Consider the following 24,792-nt stretch of genomic DNA (forward strand, 5'->3'; position numbering starts at 1 on the left):
CCGAATACCGCGTGCCGCAATGCCGCGGATCGGTTTGATACCCAGCTTCTTTGGCCCATCGCCGACCCGTCGCACCACTCACCCCTGCCACGGTTCCAGCCGCCGTCGGTGACAGCCCCGACCTCAACGCCGCATCGAAAGCATCCCGCACCGACTGCGGAACACCATAACTACCCAAATGACTCCAACGCCTCGGATGCATCGAACAACACCTCTCAAATCAGGTGTTGTGACGACCCCTTGAATCTGCCGGCGATTTAGACGCCCTGTGTGCACGCTCGGTGCGCCGCGCCGAAGCCGCCCGGCCCCTAGTGCGCGCTCGGCCCGTGGCTCAGCACGTAGTTGATGCCCGACATCAGCTGTGACACCGGGTCGGCGGCACCACCGAAGGCGGCCTGGGTGGCCGGGGCGGTGGCTGCGGCGGGGTCGTAGCCGTTGACGGGATCGACGGTGACGGGTGCGGTCGCCGGGTCGTCGTTGCGCGAATATCCGGCATCCACCATGGGTTTCATCACGGCGTCGAGGTGATTCATGTCCGCTTCGGACATGCCGAGGTACTTGAACGGCACGACGAGCGGCAGGTGCTGCTCGGGGATCATGTACGTCGTCGTCGTCGCGCCGCGGGAGTTGACGGTCTTGATGACGTTCTGCGGCGGCACGTTCTTCGGGTTGGTGAACGCCACCGCGGTATGGCCGGTGGCCAGGCCGACGACGGCGTTCGCGAGCGCCATCAGATTGTCCGGGCGGTCCGGCCAGTCGGCGATGCTGTCGTACGCGGAGATGAATTGGTAAGTGTCGTACTGACTGTCGACCACCGGCGGCATCAGGAAGTCGAGCGCGGGGACCGTGCTGCCGACGGGGTAGGTCTGCCGCAGGAAGCTCTGCGTCCACGGGTTGATGGCGAGCGGGTCACCGTAGGTGGCGAACGACAGCTCGTTCGGTGGCGGCGCGGCCGGGTCGTACGCGAGCCGGTCCTGCACGGCGTGCACGACCATGGCGCCCTCGGACAGGCCGATCACCGTGCCGGGGCCGCCGGCCTGAACGCGGTTGATGACGTTGTTCTTACCGACCTCGACGGACTCACCGATGCTGGGTCCGTTCAAGCCGATCTCGGGCATCTTCTGATGTAGCTCGTCGATGCCCGGGATGACGCTGAGCACGTGGCCCTGCACCTGGCCGGCGGGGTAGTCGACGATCTCTCGATTGAGACCCGGGAACCAGTCGGCGCCCGTACGACGGATGTACTCGTCGTACGGGATGCCCATGACGTGCGCGCCGCCGAGTGCGTACCCACGGCCGGGGGTGCCGATCGGCGGGATGGCCGGCACGAGCGGGCCGCCGGAGCCGGCGTCAGAGCTGGAACCGGGACCGGTCCAGGGCTCGTCGGCCGTCGCGATCCAGTCGGCGAGGGGCCCGGAAGCACCGACCGTCAACAGCGTGGTGGCAATCGCCAACGAGCTGGCAAGTCGCTTGTTCATACGTTGCTCCCCTGCGGTTTCGGGCGGGACGGCCACCAGTTCGCTTCTCCGACGAGCGTGGCCATGGCAGGCACGGTGATGGTCCGCACCAGGAAGGTGTCCAGCAGGATGCCGGCGCCGATGACGAAGCCGCCCTGGATCACGGTACCGATGCTGGAGAACAGCAGACCCCACATGGAGGCCGCGAAGATCAGGCCGGCCGCGGTGATGACGCCGCCGGTCGACGACAGCGTGCGGATGATGCCGTACCGCATGCCGTGTGGCGATTCGTCACGCATGCGCGAGACGAACAGCATGTTGTAGTCGGCGCCGACCGCGACGAGCACCACGAAAGCCAGTGGTGGAACGGTCCAGTGCAGCGGCTGGTGGAACAGGTACTGGAACACCACGACGCCGATGCCGAGCGCCGCGAAGTACGAAAGCACCACGGAGCCAACCAGATACAGCGGCGCGATCAGCGACCGCAGCAACAGCATCAGAATCAGCAGCACCACCGCGACGGTGACGATGATGATGAACCGGATGTCGTTCTGGTAGTAGTCGCGGGTGTCCTTGAGCGCCACGGGATAGCCGCCCATCGACACCGTGGCATCCGACAGCGACGTGTTCGGCTGGGCGCCGCGGGCGGTGTCGCGGATGGTGTTGACCTGGTCCATCGCCGCGGCGCTGAACGGGTCGAGTTTGGTGAGGACGAGGTAGCGCACCGAGTGCCCGTCGGGCGAGATGAACATCTTGGACGCCGACTTGAAGGCCTCGAGCTGCAGCACCTCAGGCGGGATGTTGAAGCCAGCCTGGGTCGGGCCGCCCGCGTTCTGTTTCATCGACAGCAGGAAGGCCCCGGCCTGGTCGAGGCCCGATCGCATCAGCTGGATCTGTTCGACGACCTCGTCGACCCCGTTGGCGACTTCGCGGCTGCCGCTCGCCGACCTATCGGCGCCCTGGCGGAGCTTGGTCAGATTGGCCTGCGCGCCCGCGGGACTGTCCATCCCCATGGTGCGCATGACCTTCGTCAGGTTGGTCATCGCACTCTGGAGTTGCTGCACCGATGCGTTGAGCGTCTTCTGGTCCTGCATGGTCTGCAGCTGTCCGGCGAGCTTGTTGATCTCGTCGATGGTGCCGTCCTGGCGCGCTTCTTCCAGACGCTGGAAGTGGCCGCGGGTTTCGGCGCACGACAGGTCGAGGTCGCACACCGCGTTGTTCTGCAGCGCCGCCAGCACCGGGCCGACCCAGCCGAACATGTCTTTGGCCGCCGTGTAATTCAGCCCCAGGGTGTTGCCCAGCTTGCTGACGCTGTTGACGAGCTTGGCCGCGACCTCCACGTTCTGCACCAGCTTGTTGCCGCCGTACTGGCTGCGGATCGCGGTGAAGGCGTCGAGCGTCGTCTGCAGTTGCGTGGCGATCTGGCCGACCTGGCCGCGCACGTCGGCGAGGTTGGTCGCGAGGGTGTCGGCGCCCTTGGCCAGCCGGTTGATGTCGTTGGTGCGCTGGCCGATCATGCCCGCGCCCTCGGTCAGCCGGTCCCCGACCAGACCCGCCTGGAAGGTGGCCCGGAACTCCGGCGGCACCTCGCCGAGGGGGCGGGTGATGCCGCTGACCATGGCGACGTCCGGCAATTGGCTGATGCGTGACGCCATCTGCTCGAGGTCGGCGAGAGCCTGCGGGGAGCGCAGGTCGCGCGGCGATTGGACGAGGACGTACGACGGCACCGATTGGTTGACGTTGAAGTGGCTCTCGAGCGCGGCGTACCCGATGGAGCTCGGGGCCGACGCTGCGACGGCCTTGCGGTCGTCGTAGTTGAACTTTGCGAAGCCCGCGGCGCTGGCCAGCAGGAGCAGCACCAGCAGGCTGGCCACCAGGTGCAGCCGCGGCCGGCGGACGATGCGCGCACCGGACCGGCGCCACAGCTGCGCGGTGATCTCGTTGCGCGGCTTGATCCAGCCACGCGGCCCGACGAGCGTGATGATGGCGGGCAGCAGCGTGACCGCGGCGAGGAACGCCACCAGGATGCCGATGGCCGACGAGACGCCGACCGTGGAGAAGACGCCCATCTTGGCGAAGCTGATGCCGAGGAAGGTGACGCCGACGGTCGCGGCCGACGCCGTGATGACCTTGCCGACAGAGCCCAGCGCGCGCCGCACGGCGTCGGTGGATTCCAGGCCCTGCCGCACATAGTCGTGGTAGCGGCTGATCAGGAACACCGCGTAGTCGGTGCCCGCGCCGAAGATCATGGCGCTCAACAGGATGATGGCCTGGTTCGACACTCCCAGCCCGGTCAGCTGGGACAACCCGGCGACCGTCGCCTGCGCGATCACCAGCGACATGCCGATGCCGGCGAGCGGCAGCATCATCGTCACGGGATTGCGGTAGACGACCAGCAGCACGAGCAGCACCAGGACCGCGATGGCGATCTCGATGGGCATCCGGTCCTTCTCACCGGCGACGGTGAGGTCGGCGACGGTGGCCGCGGGTCCGGAGAGGTGGATCTTCAGCGGGCTGCCGGCGGTGCTGTGCCGCACGATGTCGGCCACCCGGTTGTAGGCGGCGTACGACTGCGGTGTCCCCAGCGCGCCGGCCAGGCCGACGGGCAGCACCCAGGCCTTCTTGTCCTTGCTGGTCATGAAGTTGCGCAGCGGCGGGGTGCTGATGAAGTCCTGCATCATGACGACGTCGTGCGGGTCGTCGCGCAGAGCGTCCACCAACTTGCGGTAGGTGGCTTCGTCGTTGCGATCCAGGCCGCGGTCGTTGATCAGGACGACGAGCAGCAGGTCGTCGGTACCGGGTTCCTTGAAGGCCTCGGTCATGTGCCGGGCGGCGACGTTCGACGGCGCATCGGCGGGCAGCATCGCCAGTGGATGCTTCTGGGCCATCTCGTTGAGGCTGGGGACGGCCAGGGGCAGGGCCACCGCGAGCGTGATCCACAGGCCGATCACCGCCCAAGGCCACCGCACCACAAAATCGGCTAGCCGTCGCAAGTGGTCACCAGTTCCCGCCGTCGGCGATCCGCGTGCAGACCGACTTCATCGCCTCCAGGTACCGGGTCACGGACTTCTTGGCGATGGGGTTGTCCGGGTACATGACCTCCATGACCGTGCCGCCCTCGTAGCGGAAGACGTAGATGGTCAGCTGGTAGGAGTACCGGCCATCGGAGTAGATGCCGATGTTGTTGGCGTATCCCATCTCGGTGGCGGCCAGGATGGTGTTGAGCGGCGCCGCGCCGCCGTGCAGGAAGTTCGACACCGGGAAGTTGGGCCGCGGCCAGTCCAGCCACGGTGCGAGCTCCAGGACGCGGTAGTACGGAACCCGCGCCATGTTGAGGTTGCCGTCGAACGACTCCTGCGCCGCCCAAGCGGCTTCGTTGAAGGTCGCCGCGGCGATCGGCACGGTGATGGGCACCAGTCCCGTGAACCAGCCCTGCGTCATGAAGTTGTCCGACGTGCGCCGGGTGTCACGCGGGGTGAGGCCGTAATACGTTGCAGCACCGGTCAATTCGTGCTCGACCTGGGCCATGCAGGCGAACAGGCCGCCGACGAAGCGGGCGCCGGCCGCCTCACAGGCAGCCTCGAACCGCGCCGTCTGCTCGGGGTCCATGAGCGATTCGCCGACCATGTCGCCGACCGACGGCTCCATGGCGTTCCCCAACGGCAACGGGAACTCCGGCATGCTGTTGTTGTTGTTCTCAGCAAACTCGATCCAGGCCTGCACCTCGGGAGAGTCGACGGTCAGCGCCGAGGTGCGCTCGTGCTCCTGGACGCACCATTCGTCGAAGCTGCCGGCGTCGGGCAGAGCAAACGCTGAGCCCCCTGTTGTCAATGCTGTGTACCGGCCATGAGCCTCCAGCATCGTGATGCCGATGAGCGCCGCGTCGCCGTGGACGTGGTCGATGGCCGCGTAGAAGTTGAAGCTGTCTTCGCTCTGGACGATGCCGAAGGAGAAGCAGCCCCACTCGAGCGGCGTGGGGATGTCCACGAGGTGCTTGCGGACGTCCTCGACCGCCAGTTCACCGTGGTTGACGGGCTCGAACTCGAGGTCATCGGGGTCGGTGAGGGTGTGCCGGAGGATGTCGCCGTCGCCGGTGTACTCGAACCAGCTGCGGTAGGTGTCGTGCCTGCGCAGATAGGAGTTCAGCGCTTCGTTCATGGCCGCGATGTCGCACTGACCAGGGACTTCGCACGTCGCGATGATCTGCCGGGAGTACTCCAGGCCCGAGCCCGTGCGCTCGACGACACCGCGGATGTGCTGGCCCTGCATGTAGCTGACCGGCACCGAACTCACAGGTGCCCGCCGGGCCACTTCGCGAGCCGCCTCGGTGGGGTGCCAGGAGGTCAGAACACCTGGGATCGGCGTCCAATCATCGATCTTTCCGATCGTGATCTTCCCGATTCGCAATTACTTTCCTCCCAGGTTTGGGCACACAGAGGCCCGGCAACACTGTTGGCGCCATCAACATACCCCGGCAACCTTTGCCGGCGCCGTTACGCCTGGTGGGGCGGTCCGCGCTGACCAACCACCACCGGCGCACATAATCCTCGTGCTTCAGCAACCTACATGTAATACTGGCCCGCAGAAGATGAGCTGGCCGTGGCCGTTCGGAAGATCAACTGGCCATTCATGACTGAGCCGGCCGTCAAGTAGATCTGCCGACCAATCGTCGAGGCCGGCCGTTCGCAACATAAATTCTGGCGCTGAACACGGTCTCCTGCGCGGGATCGGACGTCACCGGCAAAACGCGGAGGACAGCTTTTTCATGGCAACGATCGAAGGTCCGGAAACGTCCAGCTTCGCGATCGTCGGGTACGCCGCCCGCTTCCCCGGAGCCACCGACGCCGAATCCTTCTGGGAGATGCTGCGCGAAGGCCGGGACGCCGTATCCGAGGTGCCACAAGACCGGTGGGACGTCGACGAGTTCTTCGATGCCGACCCGGACGCCCGCGGCAAGATCATCACGCGCCGCGCCGGCTTCCTCGATGACGCCGTCGGGTTCGACGCTCCCTTCTTCGGGGTGTCCACCCGCGAAGCCAAGATGATGGACCCGCAGCAGCGGTTGCTGCTGGAGATGGCGTGGCGCGCCGTCGAACACTCAGGCACGGCGCCGTCCGCCCTGGCCAACACGCAGACGGGCGTGTTCATCGGTCTGGCAACGCACGACTACCTGGGCATGGCCTCGGGCGAGCTGACCTACCCGGAGATCGAGGCCTACATGGCCATCGGTACCTCAGGCGCCGCGGCAGCCGGCCGCATCAGCTACCGGCTGGGCCTGCAGGGTCCGGCCGTCACCGTCGACACCGCCTGCAGTTCGTCGCTGGTGGCCGTCCACCAGGCGTGCCAGGCGCTGCAGCTCGGTGAGTGCGATCTCGCGCTGGCCGGTGGCGCCAACGTCATCCTGAGCCCGGCGACCATGATCACCTTCTCGCAGTCGCGCATGCTGGCCCCGGACGGCAAGTGCAAGACGTTCGACGCCTCCGCCGACGGCTATGTGCGCGGCGAGGGCTGTGGCGTCATCGTCGTGAAGCGACTGGAAGACGCGGTGCGCGACGGCGACCGGATCCGGGCCGTCATCCGCGGCAGCGCCATCAACCAGGACGGCGCCTCGGGTGGCCTGACCGTCCCCAATGGTGTTGCGCAGCAACGTGTTATCGCCGAAGCGCTGGAGCGCGCGGGCCTGTCGCCTGCCGACGTCGGCTACTTGGAGGCGCACGGCACCGGCACGTCGCTGGGTGACCCGATCGAGGTGCAGGCCGCGGCCGCGGCCTACGGCACCGGGCACGACGCCGACAACCCGCTGCTGATCGGCTCGGTGAAGACGAACATCGGGCACCTGGAGGCCGCCGCGGGCGTCGCCGGCATCATCAAGGTCATCCTGTCGCTCGAGCATCAGGAACTGCCCAAGCACCTGCACTTCAAGAACCCGTCGCCGCACATCCCGTGGGACCGCATCCCGGTGAAGGTCGTCGACGAGGCCACCACCTGGGAACGCGGCGACCGGCCGCGCGTCGCGGGCATCAGCTCGTTCGGCTTCTCCGGCACCAATGCCCATGTCCTGCTTGAGGAAGCACCCGCCGCCGCGCCGGCGCAGGCACCGGCCGAGGAGCCTGACGACCGGCGCTTCATGGTGCTGCCGCTGTCGGCCCGAACCCCGGCCGCGCTGCTGCAGTCGGCCGAGGACTACCGCACCTGGCTGACCGCGCACCCCGAGGCCACCCTCTCGGACGTCTGCATCACCGCGGGTGCGGGCCGCGCCCACTTCGAGCACCGTGCCGCGCTCGTGGTCAATTCCCTGGATTCCGCGCGCGAATTGCTCGGCGCGCTGGCCGACGACCGCCCGGCGCCGGGCCTGGTGCGCGGCACGTCCGCCGACAAGCCGAAGACCGCCTGGCTGTTCCCCGGTCAGGGCAGCCAGTTCGCCGGCATGGCCAAGGAGCTGTTCGAGACCGAGCCGGTGTTCGCCGAGACCGTGAAGCAGTGCGCGGCCGCAGTCGCCGATGTGCTCGAAAAGCCTTTGCTGGACGTCATTTTCGAAGGTCCGGATGAGACGTTGCGCCTCACCAGCTACGCCCAGCCGGCGATCTTCGCCGTCGAGATGGGCCTGGCGCGGCTGTGGCAGTCGTGGGGTTTCGAGCCCGACGTCGTGCTCGGCCACAGCGTCGGCCAGTACACCGCGGCCTGCGTCGCCGGGGTGTTCAGCCTCGAAGACGGCATGCGCCTGCTCGCCGAGCGCGGTCGCCTGTTCGGGAACCTGCCCCCGGGCGGCCGGATGGCGGCGATCTTCGCCGCACCCGAGCGCGTCGAGCGGCTGACCGACGAATACCCCCGCCTCTCGGTCGCCGCGTACAACGGCGCCAACACCGTGCTCTCCGGTCCGGGCGCCGACCTGGAACGCGCTGTCGCCGGGCTGACCGGTGACGGCATCCGCTGCGACTGGCTGGAGACCAGCCACGCCTTCCACTCGGCGCTGCTGGACCCGGCGCTCGACGAATTCGAGTCGTACGCAAACCAATTCACGTTCAATGCGCCGCAGCGCATCCTGGTGTGCAACCGCACCGGTGACACCCTGGGGCGCACCGCCAAGCTCGACGGCCAGTACTGGCGCCGGCACGCACGTCAGCCCGTCGAGTTCTCCAAGGGCGTCGAGACGCTCGCCAAGCTCGGTTGCGCGGTACTGCTCGAAGTCGGCCCGCAGCCGATCCTGACCGCCGCGGCCCTGCGCGCCTGGCCCGACCCGACGAGCGCACCGCGCGCCATTGCGTCGTTGCGCCGCAAGGGCGCCGACCACCGGCAGATCACCGAGGCGCTGGCCACCACCTACACCGCCGGCCACCTGCCCGACTTCGCCGCCGTCCGGCCCGGCTCGGCCCACAATGTCGATCTGCCGACCTACCCCTTCCAGCGCAAGGCGTACTGGTTCCGCGACGAGCGCGTCGCACCGTCCGCCACGGCGCACATGGGCGGGGCGACCACCGAGGCCGTCCGCCTGCTCGAAGACGGCCGCATCGATGAGCTCGCCACCTTGCTGGGCGGCACCGATGAATCGACGACCGCAGTGCTGAACAAGCTTGCGGCCCAGCACAACCGGCAGCGCACCGCGCAATCCGTCTCGGACGCCCGGTACGAAATCCGCTGGGACAAGATCGCGGCCGGAGCGCCCGCGGAGGTCGGCGAGGGCTCCGCGTGGGTCGTCATCAGCGACGACGCGGCCGTGCTCGCGCCGCTGACCGAGGCCCTGACCCGGGCCGGCCACCGGCACCGCGTTCTCGGGTTGCTGAGCTCCGACGCCGACGAGCAGCAGCTGGAGGCCGACCTGCGCGCGGCTGTCGAGGAGGAGCCGACGCTGCGCATCCTGCACGTCGCCGGGCTCGATGCCGACCGGGCTTCCATGCAGGCCGTGCTGCGGGTGCAGCACCATGTCCTCAGCGGCACGCAGCGCCTGTTCCGCGCGGCGGCCGCCGCCGAGCTGCGGGCGCCCATCTGGGTGATCACCCGTGGTGCACAACGCGTTACCGACACCGACACCGTCGCACCCGAGCAGACGGGTCTGTGGGGCTTCGGCCGTTCGGCAGCGCTGGAATACCCCCAGGTGTGGGGCGGTCTGGCCGACCTGGCCGAGGGCAGCACCGAGGAATGGTCGCGGTTGCTCACCCAGGTGATCGCGGCGCCGCGCGGCGAAGACCAGATCGCGCTGCGCGCCGAGGGGGTGCACGTGCCGCGCCTGGTCCGCCGTACCGGGCAGCCGAACCCGACTCAGCTGGAATTGCGCACTGACGCAACGTATCTGGTGACCGGTGGCCTGGGTTCGCTCGGCCTGGAGATCGCGGGTCACCTGGCCGCGCACGGCGCCCGGAATCTGGTACTGACCAGCCGGCGCGCGCCGAGTGAGGCAGCGCAGCAGCGCATTGACGCACTGCGCGAGCAGTACGGCTGCCAGACGCGTGTCGTCACCGCCGATGTCGCCAATCCGCACGACGTCGCCCGCCTGATGTCGACCCTGCGCGCCGAACTGCCGCCGCTGGCCGGTGTCGTGCACGCCGCCGGCGAGAACAGCACCACGCCGCTGGCCACCCTGGAAGACGCCGAGCTGGAGCGCGTCTTCTCCGGGAAGGTCTGGGGCGCTTGGTACCTGAGTGAAGCCGTCACCGACCTGAAGCTGGACTTCTTCCTGTCCACGTCGTCGATCTCGGCGGTGTGGGGCAGCTACGGCCAGACCGCCTACAGCGCCGCCAACGCGTTCCTCGACGGCCTGACCTGGCGCCTGCGTGAGCAGGGCGTGCCCGGCATGAGCGTCAACTTCGGCCCTTGGGGGGCGGGCGGGAACGGCCACGCCGCCGGTATGGCCGACCCCGATGCCCGCGCCCAGTTGGAGCGCCGCGGCGTCCGCACCCTGTCCCCCGCCGACGCCCTCACCGGCATGGCCGACGTCATGGTGGCCGGTGGCAACCCCGCGGAAGCCGTTGTGGCACGCATGGATTGGGCCAAGTTCCTGCCGATCTACTCGCAGGCCGGGTCCCGGGCCCTGCTCGCCGAGGTCGCGCGCGAGGTGCCCGAATCCGCGACCGCCGGCGCCGTCGGCGCGTCCGGCAACACCCGACTGGTCGAGCAGCTCATCGCCGCGCCGGTGCAGCAGCGCAAGAAGCTGGTCCTGGAGTACCTGCGGGACGCCGTCGCCGAGGTGACGCGCATCGAGGCCTCCGAGATCCGCGAGGAGACCGGGTTCTTCGACCTCGGCATGGACTCGCTGATGGCCGTCGAACTGCGTCGCCGCCTGGAACAGGGTGTCGGCAAGGAACTTCCGGCGACCCTCGCCATGGACCACCCGCGCCTCACTGACGTCGCGGACTACCTGCTCAGTGACATCCTCAACCTCAGCGAGAAAGCCGGGACCAAGGCCGTCACCGAGCTCAAGTCGCTCGCCGCTGCCGACGAGCCCATCGCCATCGTCTCGGTGGCGTGCCGTTTCCCGGGTTCGCCCGATCCGGATGCGTTCTGGCAGGTGCTTTCTCAGGGTGTCGACGCCATCAGCGAGATCCCCGAGGACCGCTTCGACGTCGACGAGTTCTACGACCCCGACGCCATGACGCCGGGAAAGATTTACACCCGCTCCGGTGGCTACCTCGACAGCGTCGACACCTTCGATCCGGAGTTCTTCGGCATCTCGCCGCGCGAGGCCGTGTGGATCGACCCGCAGCAGCGGCTGATGCTCGAGATCGCCTGGGAAGGCCTCGAGCGAGCCGGCTACGCGCCGGCGGCGTTGCGCGGCAGCCGAACCGGCGTGTTCATCGGCGTCGGCGCCAACGAGTACTCGCACCTGCTGTCGGGCGGCTCGGTCGAGAATCTCGAACCGCACTTCATCACCGGTAACGCGCTCAACGCCATCGCCGGTCGCGTGTCGTTCACGCTGGGCCTGGAAGGTCCGGCCATGGCGGTCGACACCGCCTGCAGCTCGTCGCTGGTCGCGGTTCACCAGGCCGTACAGGCCCTGCACGCCGGTGACTGCGACATGGCTCTGGCCGGTGGCGTCAACGTGCTGCTGAGCCCGGCGTCCATCGTCGCGGCGTCCCGTGCGCGGATGCTGGCGCCCGACGGCCGCTGCAAGACGTTCGACGCCGCCGCCGACGGCTACGTCCGCGGTGAAGGCTGCGGTGTCCTGGTGCTCAAGCGGCTCAGCGACGCGCAGCGCGACGGCGACCGCATCGCCGCGGTCATCCGCAGCACCGCCGTCAACCAGGACGGTGCGTCCAGCGGCCTCACCGTCCCCAATGGTGGTGCGCAGCAACGACTCATCAACACCGCGCTGGCCCGGGCCGGTCTCAGCGGCGGCGACGTCGACTACCTCGAAGCCCACGGCACCGGCACCCCGCTCGGCGACCCGATCGAGGTCCAGGCCGCGGCCGCCGCGTACGGCGCCGGCCGTGATGCCAACCGGCCGCTGCTCATGGGCACCGCCAAGACCAACATCGGGCACCTCGAATCCGCGGCCGGCGTCGCCGGTCTGGTCAAGGTCGTGTTGTCGCTCGAGCACGAAATGCTCCCGCAGACCCTGCATTTCAACAAGCCGTCGCCGCACATCCCGTGGGACTCGCTGCCCGTCCAGGTGGTCGACAAGCCCACCCCGTGGCACACCGACGGCCGTCCGCGTCGCGCCGGTGTGAGCTCCTTCGGCTTCACCGGCACCAACGCGCACGTGCTGCTGGAAGAGGCACCGGTGATCACCGCCGATGACGACGTCACGGATGAGACCACACCGGAAACCCCTGCCGCCGAACCGATCAGCGTCCTGCCGCTGTCGGCGCGCTCGGCCCAAGGCCTGACGGCGCTCGCCCAGCGGTACCGCGACTGGCTCGAAGCGCACCCCGACGCCTCGATCGCCGACGTCTGCTTCACCGCCGGTTCGGGACGTTCGCACTTCGAGCACCGCGCCGCGGTGGTCGCGAACACCGTCCACGACGCCAAGAACCTGCTGGAAGACCTGGTGGCGAACAAGCTGCGGCCGGGCGTGCTCAAGGGCGAATGCACCGAACCGCCGACCACGGCGTGGTTCTTCCCCGGCCAGGGCAGCCAGTACCCGGGCATGGCGCGCGAATTGTTCGACACCGAACCCGTTTTCGCCGACGTGGTGCGCCGGTGCGCGCAGGCGGTCGATCCGATCCTGCCGCGCCCGCTGCTGGAGGTCATGTTCGGCAACGATCGGGAAGCGGCAGAGACGCTGCGCAACACCGCGTTCGCGCAGCCCGCGATCTTCGCCGTCGAGATGGGCCTGGCCCGGTTGTGGCAGTCGTGGGGCATCGAGCCCGACGCGGTGCTGGGCCACAGCGTCGGTCAGTACGCGGCGGCCTGTGTGGCCGGCGTGTTCAGCCTCGAGGACGGCGCCCGGCTGATCGCCGAGCGCGGCCGGCTGTTCGCCAGCCTGCCGGCCGGTGGTCGCATGGTGGCGGTGTTCGCCGATCCCGAATACGTGGAACGCGCCGCCGAGGCGTACCCGCGAGTGTCGGTCGGTGCGTACAACGGCCGCAACACCGTGCTGTCGGGCCCGGCCGAGGATCTGGAGCAGATCGTCACCGCCTGCAGCGAGGACGCCACGCGCTGCACCTGGCTCGAGACCAGCCACGCGTTCCACTCCGAGCTGCTGGATCCGGTGCTCGACGAATTCGAGTCCTTCGCAACGCAGTTCCAGTTCGCGACGCCCACGTTGCCGCTGATCTGCAACCGCACCGGCGCGGTCCTCAACGCCGAGACGCCGATCGACGCGCTGTACTGGCGGCGGCATTCCCGTCAGCCCGTGCAGTTCACCGAGAGCGTCAAGACCGTGGCGGCGCTGGGGTGCTCGGTGCTGATGGAGATCGGTCCGCAGCCGATCCTGACTGCGGCCGCGCTGCAGTGCTGGCCCGAGGGCGCCGAGACCCCGCGGGCCATCGTGTCCCTGCGCAAGGGCGCCAACGCGCAGCGGCAGATCACCGAAGCGCTTGCCACGACGTACATCTGCGGGCACCGGCCGGACTTCGCGGTGAAGAACCGCGGAAACCGCGTGGAGCTGCCGACGTACCCGTTCCAGCGGCGCCGCTTCTGGCCCAAGACCGCGAATGTCGTGGGCATGAGCTCCGGCGGGGCGGCGGCCACGTCCGGAATCCTGGGCAGTGCCAAGGATCTGGCCACCGGCGACACGATCTACAGCAATGTGTTGTCGGTCAAGACGCAGCCGTGGCTGTCGCATCACGTCATCTACGGCACCGTCGTGGTGCCGGGCGCGACGTACGCGGCCATGGCCCTGGCGTCGGTCGGCGCACCGGCGCGGGTGAAGGAAGTCTTCTTCTACGAGCCGATCATCCTGCCCGACAAGGCGTCTCGTGAGACCCAGCTGACCATCCGCACCCTCGAGGGCGGCGAAGGCTGGAAGTTCCAGGTCCACAGCCGCCCGAACGGCGTGCGGGAAGCCGAGTGGTCGCTCAACGCCGACGGCACCCTGCTGGCCGGCGCCGACGAGGCCGACGCGTCCGACAACATCCCGGGTTCGATGGAGGACGTCGTCGAGCGCATGGAGCGGCTGCGTCCGCAGCAGCTGTTCGAGACCTTCAACGACATGGAATTGGCCTGGGGCCCAACGTGGTCCACGTCGCTCAAGTCGCTGTGGGTGCGTGACGGCATGGCCATCGGTGACGTGTCGGTCGGTGACGAGCTCGCCGAGCACCTCAGCACCGAGCCCATCCATCCCGTCCTGCTGGACCTCTGCACCGGTGTGGCCTTCCCGGCCTTCCCGGCGCTGCTGGCCGCCGAGCACGGCATGCACGACCTGTTCCTGCCGCTGCGGTACGGCCAGGTCGAGCTGCGCGAGAAGATGCCGCGGCGCTTCTACGCGCGGGCACGCTGGCACACCAGTGAGTTGACCAACGAGACGCAGGTCTTCGACATCGACTTCCTCGATCGCGACGGCAAGCGCCTCGGTGGCATCACCGAGTTCACCGTGAAGCGGGCACCGCGTGAGGCGCTGATGCGCGGGCTCGGTGGCGACACCACCCGCCTGCTGTACACGCTGGGCTGGCAAGAAGGTGCGGCACCAGCCGCTGCCGACGAGGCCGAAACCAAGACCACCGGCACCTGGCTGGTCGCGGGATTCGACGAGTTGGCCGCCGGTCTCCCCGGCGCCGTCAAGCTCGACCAGACCCTGGACGCCGCCGCCTGGCAGCAGGCGATCACCACGGCAGCCGAGGCGGGCGCGCCCGTCGCCGGAATCGTCTGGCGCGCTTCGGGCTACGAGGACGCCGACGTCGCGGCCCGCCTCGAGACCGAGGTCGGCACCGTGCTGGCGGGCATGCAGACCGCACTCGCCGAGGAGAAGCTGAACCTCACCGGCGGCCTGTGGATCGTCACCGAGCGCGCTGTGGCCACCGAGCCCGGCGAGCCCGTCGACCCCGTGCAGGCCGCACTGTGGGGCCTGGGGCGCACCGTCATCAACGAGCAGCCGACCCTGCGGCTCAAGCTCGTCGACCTCGACGGCGCCGACGACAACGCCACCAACTGGCTGACCGGCATCCTGGGCACTCCCGTCACCGAGTCCGAATTCGCACTGCGGCAAGGCAAGTTCCTCGTGCCACGGCTCATGCACTGGGCGCGCAGCGGCCACCTGCCGATGCCGCGTTCGGACGACTACGTGCTGGCTCCCACCGAGCGTGGCGCGATCGACAACCTGCGGCTGACCGAGAAAGACGTGACGCCGCCGGAGCCGCACGAGGTGCAGGTCCGGATCGAGGCCGCCGGCCTCAACTTCCGCGACGTGCTCAACGTACTGGGCCTGTACCCGGGCGATCCGGGGCCCATCGGTGGCGACCTGTGCGGTGTCATCACCGAATTGGGTTCGGAGGTCACCCGATTCGAGGTCGGGCAGCGGGTGTTCGGCTCCATGCAGGGCGCCTTCTCCAGCCGGCTCAACGTGCCGGAGCAGCTGCTCGCCGTCGTCCCCGAGGGCATCAACCCGGTCGACGCGGCGACGCTGCCCGCCGCCGCGCTGACGGTCCGGCTGGCGTTCGACTGGGCGCAGCTCAAGCCGGGCGACCGCGTGCTGATCCACGCCGCCAGTGGTGGTGTCGGGTTGGCCGCGGTGCAGATGGCGCGCCAGAAGGGCGCGATCGTCTTCGCCACCGCCAGCACCTACAAGCGCGCGACGCTACGCAAGATGGGTGTGGAGCACGTCTACGACTCGCGCACAACCGATTTCGCGGATCAGATTCTCGCCGACACCAACGGCGAGGGCGTCGACGTGGTGCTCAACAGCCTCACCAACGAGGGCTTCGTCGAGGCCACGGTGCGCGCGACCGCCCAGGGCGGCCGGTTCGCCGAGATCGCCAAGCGCGACATCTGGACCCCCGAGCGCATGGCTGAGGTCCGGCCGGACATCAACTACGAGATCGTCGCGCTCGACGTCACGATGATGACCGATCCGGCGCACATCCAGCGGCTCATGGAAGAGGTCGCCGACGGACTGGCCAAGGGTGAGTGGACTCCGGTGCCTGCCGAGGTCTACCCGCTGACCGAGGCCAAGACCGCGTTCCGCCGCATGCAGCAGGCCCGGCACATCGGCAAGATCGTGGTGCAGATGCCGAAACCGCTGCAGCCGCACGGGGATCGGACCTACCTGGTCACCGGTGGCCTCGGAGCGCTGGGTCTGCACACCGCGGCGTACCTGGCCCAGCTGGGTGCCGGCGACATCGTGCTGACCAGCCGGCGCGAGCCGGATGCCGACGCGCAGCGCGCCATCGACGCCATGATGGAGCGCTTCCACTGCCGGGTGCATGTCTTCTCCGGCGACGTCGGTGACGAGGCCTCGGTTGCGGCGTTGCTCGACCGGATCCGCACGGAACTGCCGCCGCTGGCCGGTGTGGCGCACCTGGCGGGTGTGCTCGACGATGCGCTGCTCCCCCAGCAGGATCTGGAGCGCTTCCGGAAGACACTGGGCCCCAAGGCCTATGGCGCGCTGCACCTGCACAAGTTGACGCAGGACGACGATCTGGACTTCTTCATCGTCTACTCGTCGGCGTCGGCAGTGCTCGGTTCACCGGCGCAGGGCAACTACGCCACCGCCAACGCGCTGCTCGACGGCCTCGTCGCGCACCGCCGGGCGCTGGGTCTGCCGGCGACGGCCGTGAACTTCGGTCCGTGGGGCCGGGGCGGCATGGCCAGCTCGCAGGCCGCCACCGCGAACCTCAGCGCGCAGGGCATGATGCCGCTCGAGCCGTCGGCGGCCCTGGCCGCCCTCGGCGAGGTGATCCGGCACGGCGCCGCGCAGGCGACGGTCCTCAAGGCCAACTGGCAGCGGGCCGCCAAGATGCTCGGCGGCATCCGTCCGCCGCTGCTCGACCAGGTGTTGCCGACCAGCGACGCGGCAGCGACCGGCGACAGCGAGCTGCTCCGCCAGCTGCAGGAGATTCCCGACGCCCAGCGCGCCGGGTTCATCACCGAGTTCCTGCAGAAGGAGGTGCAGGGCTTCCTGCGCCTGGCGCAGCCGCCCGCGGCCACGAGCCGGTTCCTCGATCTGGGCACCGACTCACTGATGGCAGTCGAGCTCCGCAACCGGTTGTTCGGTCAGTTCGGCGGCAAGTTCGACATCAGTCCGACGGCGATCTTCGACTACCCGACCCTCGGCGAACTCGCCGGGCACCTGGCGTCGCAGCTGCCGCCGTCGGATGCGCCGGAGGTGGCGGTTGAGGCGTCGGCTGAGGCGGATTCGACCGCGGAGGTTGCGGCGCCTGCCGAGGCCGTCGGCGAGGCCGAGCCCGAGGCGCCTGCCGCACAGGAGTGACAACTGTGACGGGTGTGCACGCGGTCTGACCCGGCCGCGTGCACGCCCTCCGGCCGCGCCGTTAGCCCCGCCAGACCTGGTCAGAAATTGTCCACACCCGCGTCAATAAGTTATTGACGTGCACCGCCAATTCTGTCACACTCCTATGAGGATCGATCTCATCGGCGGAAGGCTCGGACCATGTCTGTTCTCGCGATGCATGTTTCGAACACCAAGACCAAGCTGCAGGTCGGCGCTGCCGCTTGCGCGGTCGCTGGGGCCGCCGTCCTGACTCCGGTAGCGCAAGCGGATATCTCCGCGCCGGCGCCGCTCGCGCCAGTGACACACATCCTGGACAACATCGCACAGGCGCCGCTGGTCTTCGCGCCACAGGACCTCAACACCTGGTGGCAGAACGATCCGTGGTGGTGGATCGGACCGGGATCGAACCCCAACCCGGGGGCGCCCATCCTGGTGGGGACATTCACGCCCCTGTCGATCATCCCCGGTTTCCTGCAGGATCCGTGGAAGCGGCTGACGCAGAACATCAATTTCTCGGCGTGCTTCCTCGGCGCGGGATTGAAAGTCGGGCCCTACGGCACGGTCACTCTTTCCCTGACACGAGGCTGCTAGACGCAGCGGGGACGCCAGATAACGGTGATTCACCCTAAATACCTCCTGCGACTGTTCGCCTGCGCCCCGCTGAGGAAAGTGCCAATGAGTGCCGGACAACGCTGACTCCGCGGTGGCTGACGCCCCGGAAACCCCCAACCACAGGAAATGGTTGCAGCGACATCGCCGCTCGGTCGTCTTGACGGTGTTGACACTCGGCTTGTTGTTGGGCCTCGTGAGCTGGTTGGCAGTGGAAGCCTTCTCGGCAAAACAGAATTTGCAGCAAGCGCGGTCGGAAGCAATGCAGGCTAAAGACGCCCTGTCGAAGGGGCATGCCGACGCAGCTGTGCAGCATGCCAACGCCGTACAGGCTCACGCCCGGAAAGCCAGCGATGCCACAGAGTCCATTCCGTGGGCGTTGGCCGCCAAACTGCCGTGGTTGGGCAGCCCTTTCGAAACCGGCCAGCAGATGTCGAAAGTCATCCTCGGATTTGCCAATGACGTGTTGACACCCGCCTCACACATCGGGCTGGCCCTGGCACCGGACAAGCTATTTGCAGGCAGTCGTCTGGACGTACACACGCTGCGGAACGAAGAGCCCACGCTTGCCAGATTATCGTTGGAAGCCAAACGATTTGACGCGGAGGCAAAGGCAGTCACCAAGCCCGCATATCTCTCCGAAGTCGCCGACGCCCGAGACAAACTACAAAGTCAAATCTCCACGGTTGCGAGGATTCTGGATACCGCCGCGCTCGCTGCACGTATAGCACCGGCGATGATGGGCGCAGATGGTCCTACCACCTATTTCATGGGATTCCAGACGAACGCTGAGGCCCGTGGCACGGGCGGCATTACAGGCGGTTTTGGCATCTTGCACTTCGACGACGGCGCACCAAGCGTCAGCACACTCGGCCCTGACAACGATCTTTCCGGCCTATTCCAGCCAGTCGACCTAGGGCCCGAGTACTCGGCCGAATATGCGTGGGCCAATGCCGGCACTGACATCCGCAATAGCAATATGAGCTCGCACTTTCCATACGCGGCGCAGATTTGGCGGTCGATGTGGGCACAGAAGTCGGGATCGAACGTTGACGGCGCAATCGCGATTGACCCCGTCGCATTGAGTTACATCCTCGGCGCCATCGGCCACGTCACGATGCCTGACGGCGAAGAAATAACGAAAGACAACGTGGTCCAGTTGACGGAGTCGACCGCCTACAGCCGCTTTCCTTTGGACCAGAGCGCGCGCAAGCAGTACCTGCAGGACATCGCCGCCGAAATCGTGAAGAAGATGACTTCTTCCATACAATCGCCACACCAGCTGCTCGCCGCTCTCGGAAAAGCGGTGGGCGAACGGCGGATCGCAGTCTGGAGTTCCTCCGAGATCTCTCAGGCACTCCTAGAGCAGACGCCCCTGGCACACCAGATTCCCGATGACGCAGCACCCTACGCTGAGTTCGTTGCCAACAACCTGGCCGGCAACAAGATGGACTACTACCTGAAGAGAGAGATCACCTACACGGCCGATCAATGCGGAGGGCCCACGCGAAACTCCACCGTAACACTCAAATTGACAAATGACGCCCCCGACACGGAATTACCGGATTACGTTGCAGGCGTTGGAGGTCTGAGCTCTAACGTCAAGCTGACGATGCCAAGGGGCTCAATGCTGACTTCTATCAAACTGATAGCGACAAAAGGTTCCAAGTTGGAGACCGCATTCGCGAACGGCCAATTGGCGCCGGTCTTCGCAGGCGTCGAGCGCGGGCATCCAGTGTTCGAACTTCAAGTAGTCATCCCTCCCAAGCAGTCTGGGGTCCTCACCTTTCACCTAACCGAGCCGACATCCCCCGGCGCCGCACGGGTTCCAATTCAGCCACTTATCGACCATGTCGTTCCCGACGTTCGTGTACCTAACTGCCGTTAGCTCTACCGCTTGACGAGGAACAGTCGTCCCTACGGTCGACAGCCGCTGCGCCCGCAGTCAATTCCCTTGGCCAACACCGAACGGCGCGCCCACACCGCCACGAGCAGAGCAGGAGCGCCATGCAATCTGTCACTAGGGCCTGCGACTGAAGCACTTGCGCCGTAAAGACCCGGCAAGCACACATGACTGCACAAATCGACCTCTTTCTGAGCCGAGTTCCTGAATGATAAAACCGGGCACGGCCCGTGAGTCAGTTCAGATTTCACCAGCACATGTTGCTCGGACAGAAGCCGAAGGAATCAGATGGCGATCAAGTCACCGCGACTACGCATGATGTTCGCGGTAGCCGCTGCCGTCGCACCCCAGCGGGTAAAGCACTTCATCTACCGACAGGTATTCGGCTGGGACATTCACCCCACTGCACGCTTCGGACTGTCCGTGATCAACGTCGACCACCTGAGCGCAGCGGAGGGCGTCGAGATATCGCACCTGAACATGATCAAAGGATGCGACCACGTGCTCCTGGGAGTGCGAGCGACGATCGGGCCGCTGAACTGGATTACCTCGCCACCCCGGTCGGCCGGCTTCTTTCCCGCCTCGCCTCAACGGCGACCGGGACTAGACCTAGGCGACGAGGCCGCGATCACAACGCGGCACATCTTGTACTGCTCTGACGAGGTTGTGATCGAGCCGTACGCAATCCTGGGCGGGCTGCGGAGCCTCGTAGTCACACATGGGCCGGACTACATAACCTGTCGCCAGCTGACGGCGCCGGTCCGAATCGGCCACCACTCCATCGTTGCCGCCAGCTGCACATTGCTTGCAGGGAGCTCCGTCCCACCGCGCTGCATTGTGGCCGCTGGCACGACTGTGCCCAGGCCGCTGGAAGATGAATTGACCCTCTATGCGGGGACACCTGCCCGCAAGGTCAAGAAGCTGCCCGAGGATGCCGGGCTCTTTCATCGCAAGCTGGGACGCTTTCTCTAGGCGATCGCCGCTCACGGAAACGGGCTCAATAGACGCCGCCGCTTCCTCCAAATGAGTATTGACGCCATCGATAAAAATTTCGGCGAACCGCCTTCGCCCGCCAGTCTGGCGACGTAGCATCGGCCCATGCCAATGCCCCGCGTGGCCCGGCAATCGGCCTCAAACCGGGCGATCTCACCCAGCGGCCGTAACCACATATTCGGAGGTGCGCCGTCGTGAAAGCTTCTTCTCACCGCCGCGCCGCGGCGATCGCTGTTCTCATGACAACTGCCGGGGCGTCGCTCATTGGCGGCGGTATCGCCTCGGCAGGAGATCCCCTCGTCGGGATGAACTGGGCCGATGCGTCGGCCCAAATCACTAAGTGGAAAATGCACCCCGTTTTCTCGACCGTCGTCGGCGACGTGGTAGCACTTGATAAATGCATCGTGACGTCGTGGCGAAGAGATCTGAAGGCGGCAAAGGTATTTTTAGCTTTGGATTGCAACGAACAAGTCGCGACAGCAACTAGCCCGGGCCGTTCAGCAGGAACGCCAACCGGCAGCGCGATAAAAAAACACAATGCAATCGTGCAAGAGCTACGAGCCCACCCAGAGCTATGCTTGAAATTACGGGACCAGCAACCAGACTTGTTCAAAGGCGACAAGCGCCCAGAAGGGTGCGAGGGCACTCCCTAGGCGCGATGGCATGTACGCTCATGCACTTAAGAGAATCCGCGAGGACGATGCCATCTTGAACAGCCGCGACTTATTGCATCGCTTTTATCCCGAGTCTAATGTGAGCGGATTCAGCCATGCCGACGGCATGGTGACGTTTTACGCCCAAATCGCTTCTGTCCTCAAACCGACTGACATTGTCCTCGATTTCGGATCTGGCCGCGGCGAACCATTGCTAGACGATGAGGTTGCCTTCCGTCGCAACCTGTCAAACCTTCAGGGAAGATGTGCCCGTCTGGATGGCTGCGACATCGACGATGCAGTGCTTGAGCACCCATTCCTTGATGCAGCCAAAGTGATACAGGTTGGCGCTCCGCTTCCTTATTCGGATTCGCAGTTCGACTTGATCGTCGCCCGCTGGGTATTCGAGCATATTGACGATCCGCTATTTACGGCTCATGAATTGATTCGAATCCTGAAGCCCGGGGGCCTCATCGCCGCGATTACACCGAACAAGTTTGGATATCTCGCGCTTTCCGCCAGATCGGTACCGAATAAGCTACACACTCGAACGTTGGCAGCTGTTCAGCCTGGGCGCAAGCCTCAAGACGTGTTCCCGACCCGCTACAAGCTGAACAGAAGGTCGACGCTGCAACAGACATTTGGCGACTCCGCCGATGTTTTCGTTGCGTACGGCTCGTCAGAACCCGCATATCATTTTGGCAATCCATTTCTCTATCGAGGCGTGAAGTGGCTCGACAAACATCTGCCGGAAACCTTCCAGCCGATTCTTTTTGCATACATTAGGAAAAAGCCGCGAGCCTAGTTCGAAGCGCGTTAATGGCTGCGGCCGCTGCCATCTGGCTCAATACGGGGCTTAAACAAATCCGTGTCATTCGGACTTTCTCAATAATCCGAGCTAGCCTGGTGCAGTGCGCCGCGACGACTCGCTCAACGACCAGCCTGGCCGATCAGGGTTGTCCAGGCGGATGGTCTTCACGTCGGGTATAGCCGCGGCCTTCGGAAGTGCGATTGCGAGTTGCACCAAACCCCGCCCCCCTTCTGAACCGCCACCCACACTTGATGCCACGAGTGGGCAGATCTCAATCGGCGGCCAACCCGTGGCCGGATTCGCGGTTGTCACGGACAGGCAATTCGAAGGTGGAGCCGATCCCCAAGCGAAAAGAGATTCGGGACCGGCGATCCGCGCGGCAGTTGCCACGGGCAAGCCCGTGTATCTACCACCCGGCGCATATCTTTACAGTGGACCGGGCATCGATCACCACTCGCCGGTCATTGTTGGTGCCGGGCAAGGTTCGACGACCGTCACGTTGTCACCGGATACCCATTTCATCGACTCGAACCAGCGCTGGTTACGTCTCAACCTGACTGGTATCCGCTTTAACGGCGGAATCGGCCATGTGCGCAATAGGTACCGCGATTCGAACGTCAACGATTTTCATGTGGTCTCAGATTGCGCCTTCATCGGCTACAGCGGTTGCAGTATCTCGACGAACAGCGTCGATAATCCGTACTGGAAGATCAACCGCAACATCTTTCGGGCGGCCAACTTCGGCACATCGATGGGAATCGCGCTTTCCGGACTCACCGATGGAACGTCCATCGCCGATAACTCATTTCTCTCGAACCGGGTGCACATCAAACTTTGCGAGGGCGGCAACAACACCTACATCACCAACAACGACTTCCTCCGATTCGGCCCTCCCGAAGGATTCCCTCGCACAGACGTTTGGTTCGTACCCGCGCAGACTGATGTGAACGCCGGCGGCGGAATGGTCTTGAGCCGCTGCAAGTTCGGCAATGAAAACCTCGACTCCCATGATCACCACATCGTCTACGCGGACGAGTCGTCTGGTGACTGGAACGGTGGCCGCTGGCCCCTCCTCGAGCAGGCATCTGCGCGCTGGATCACCGGCCATACCATCACTGACGTCTATTCGAACGGCATTGGTGACAACGCCCGCATTCCCCTTATCCGATCTACGACGTCGAACATCGTCGGAGGTTCGTACGGCCCCATCACTCAGGGCGGTAACTCCGGAGCCTCGATATTGTCCACAATTGAACCGCTGCGCGATAACGGCATCAGTAATCGTTTCGGTCCGCTATTACGCGCCAATAGCATTTTGGGCCCCCTTCCGGAACTTGTTGTTTCCGACCACAACTGATGCTGCAGTGCGGCATTCGCCGCGTCGGCATTCACGCGAACCACTCGATGTGAGCGTCGTGCCGAGTCTCGTCGTCGCCCAGATGATCAAGCAGGAGAACGATCTTCCATTTCGACTCACTGAGTGGCTCACCCGGGTCCTGACCCCAAGTGTTGGACACGCTGAATCCCGCAAGATTGGCGGGGGAAGCGAGATGATCGACACCGATGGCAAGGAAGAATTACCCGGACGAGTTCAAGCGGGATGCGGTGGCGCTGTACCGAGACACTGAGGGCGCGACGATCACCGCGATCGCTGACGAGCTCGGCATCAGTGGGGTGACGCTGTCGGCCTGGTGCAAGGCCGCTGGGGTGCCGATCCGGCACCGTAGCCCGAGTTCTGCCGGTGAGCCGGCACCGGGCGAGCAGACCCCGGACCAGGAGCTGGCCCGGCTACGCGCCGAGAACAGGGCGTTACGCGCCACCGAGGCCCGGTTGGCCACCGAGCGTGACATCCTGCGGTCGGCGGCCAAATATTTCGCCGGGGAGACGAACTGGTGAGCCGCTTCCAGTTCGTCGCCGACCACCTGCACACCTACCCGGTGAAGTGGCTATGCGCAGTCGTCGAGATCGCGCGTTCCTCGTTCTACGCCTGGTTGGCCGCTGCCGACGGCCGAGCCGCCCGCATCGCCGCTGACCAGGAGCTGGCCGCACGTATCCGCACCGTGCACGACGAAGACAACACCTACGGGGCACCGCGGATCACCGCCGAACTCAACGACGGTGCACCCGACGGTGAGCGGGTCAACCACAAGCGGGTGGCCCGGGTGATGAGGGTGCCGGGATCGCCGGCTACCGCCGGCGACGACGCGTGAAAACGACCACCCCGGATCCGGCGAATCAGAAGGTCCCGGACCTGCTCGGGCGGGACTTCACCGCGACCGCACCCAATGTGAAGTACGTCGGCGACATCACCTACCTACCCTTGGCCACCGGGGCGAATCTGTATCTCGCGACAGTGATCGACTGCTTCTCCGGCCGGGTCGCGGGGTGGGCGATCGCTGAGCACATGCGCACTGAACTGGTCGAAGATGCCCTCAAAGCCGCTGACGCGTTACGGGGCTCGCTGGCCGGTGCGATATTCCACTCAGATTGTCGCTTGCCAGGGTGATGGGACCACCTGATTGCCAGGGGGATGGGACCACCGTGGC

10 protein-coding genes and 1 pseudogene are annotated in these 24,792 nt (G+C 66.2%); 8 read left to right on the forward strand and 3 right to left on the reverse strand.

Going from position 1 to position 24,792, the window contains the following annotated elements; all coding sequences use genetic code 11:
- Positions 1–308 precede the first annotated feature (308 nt).
- Genes pe through G6N46_RS16700 form a run of 3 tightly spaced genes read right to left on the reverse strand, consistent with a single transcriptional unit; the run spans position 309 to position 5,864 of the window.
- Positions 309–1,478 (reverse strand): acyltransferase PE, encoded by a 1,170-nt coding sequence (pe, locus tag G6N46_RS16690; protein ID WP_133425846.1) that lies wholly within the window; start codon positions 1,476–1,478, stop codon positions 309–311.
- Positions 1,475–4,450, reverse strand: coding sequence for an MMPL/RND family transporter (locus G6N46_RS16695; RefSeq protein ID WP_138247700.1), 2,976 nt, complete (start codon positions 4,448–4,450; stop codon positions 1,475–1,477). The genes pe and G6N46_RS16695 overlap by 4 nt, the downstream gene beginning before the upstream one ends.
- A gap of 4 nt (positions 4,451–4,454) precedes the next feature.
- Positions 4,455–5,864 (reverse strand): condensation domain-containing protein, encoded by a 1,410-nt coding sequence (locus tag G6N46_RS16700; protein WP_138247699.1) that lies wholly within the window; start codon positions 5,862–5,864, stop codon positions 4,455–4,457.
- Between the two features lie 358 nt (positions 5,865–6,222).
- Here G6N46_RS16700 and G6N46_RS16705 point away from each other — a divergent pair, with 358 nt between their 5' ends.
- From G6N46_RS16705 to G6N46_RS28685, 8 genes and pseudogenes are all read left to right on the forward strand, one after another.
- The gene (locus G6N46_RS16705) at positions 6,223–17,256 is read left to right on the forward strand and encodes a type I polyketide synthase (RefSeq protein ID WP_138247698.1); all 11,034 of its coding nucleotides are present in this window, start codon (positions 6,223–6,225) and stop codon (positions 17,254–17,256) included.
- Positions 17,257–17,436: 180 nt separating this feature from the next.
- Positions 17,437–17,868: a hypothetical protein gene (locus G6N46_RS16710; protein ID WP_234880496.1), complete on the forward strand. Its 432-nt coding sequence runs from the start codon at positions 17,437–17,439 to the stop codon at positions 17,866–17,868.
- 88 nt (positions 17,869–17,956) lie between these two features.
- A complete protein-coding gene (locus G6N46_RS16715) occupies positions 17,957–19,774 on the forward strand; it encodes a DUF4012 domain-containing protein (RefSeq protein ID WP_234880494.1) in 1,818 nt (605 codons plus the stop codon).
- A 303-nt stretch (positions 19,775–20,077) separates the two neighbouring features.
- Positions 20,078–20,761: an acyltransferase gene (locus G6N46_RS16720; RefSeq protein ID WP_138247697.1), complete on the forward strand. Its 684-nt coding sequence runs from the start codon at positions 20,078–20,080 to the stop codon at positions 20,759–20,761.
- Positions 20,762–20,976: 215 nt separating this feature from the next.
- Positions 20,977–21,435 (forward strand): hypothetical protein, encoded by a 459-nt coding sequence (locus tag G6N46_RS16725; protein WP_138247696.1) that lies wholly within the window; start codon positions 20,977–20,979, stop codon positions 21,433–21,435.
- Positions 21,436–21,490: 55 nt separating this feature from the next.
- Positions 21,491–22,240, forward strand: coding sequence for a class I SAM-dependent methyltransferase (locus G6N46_RS16730; RefSeq protein WP_234880493.1), 750 nt, complete (start codon positions 21,491–21,493; stop codon positions 22,238–22,240).
- Between the two features lie 106 nt (positions 22,241–22,346).
- Positions 22,347–23,603 (forward strand): glycosyl hydrolase family 28-related protein, encoded by a 1,257-nt coding sequence (locus G6N46_RS16735; RefSeq protein WP_138247694.1) that lies wholly within the window; start codon positions 22,347–22,349, stop codon positions 23,601–23,603.
- 206 nt (positions 23,604–23,809) lie between these two features.
- A pseudogene (locus G6N46_RS28685) lies at positions 23,810–24,734 on the forward strand (IS3 family transposase); the annotation flags it as partial.
- Between the last annotated feature and the right edge of the window lie 58 nt (positions 24,735–24,792).

This window comes from Mycolicibacterium phocaicum (assembly GCF_010731115.1).
Lineage (GTDB): Bacteria > Actinomycetota > Actinomycetes > Mycobacteriales > Mycobacteriaceae > Mycobacterium > Mycobacterium phocaicum.

Bases quoted from the DNA above. Each gene is read 5' to 3' on its own strand.
- G6N46_RS16720 (WP_138247697.1), top strand. From the start codon at position 20,078: ATGGCGATCAAGTCACCGCGACTACGCATGATGTTCGCGGTAGCCGCT.
- G6N46_RS16705 (WP_138247698.1), top strand. From the start codon at position 6,223: ATGGCAACGATCGAAGGTCCGGAAACGTCCAGCTTCGCGATCGTCGGG.
- pe (WP_133425846.1), bottom strand. From the start codon at position 1,478: ATGAACAAGCGACTTGCCAGCTCGTTGGCGATTGCCACCACGCTGTTG.
- G6N46_RS16710 (WP_234880496.1), top strand. From the start codon at position 17,437: ATGTCTGTTCTCGCGATGCATGTTTCGAACACCAAGACCAAGCTGCAG.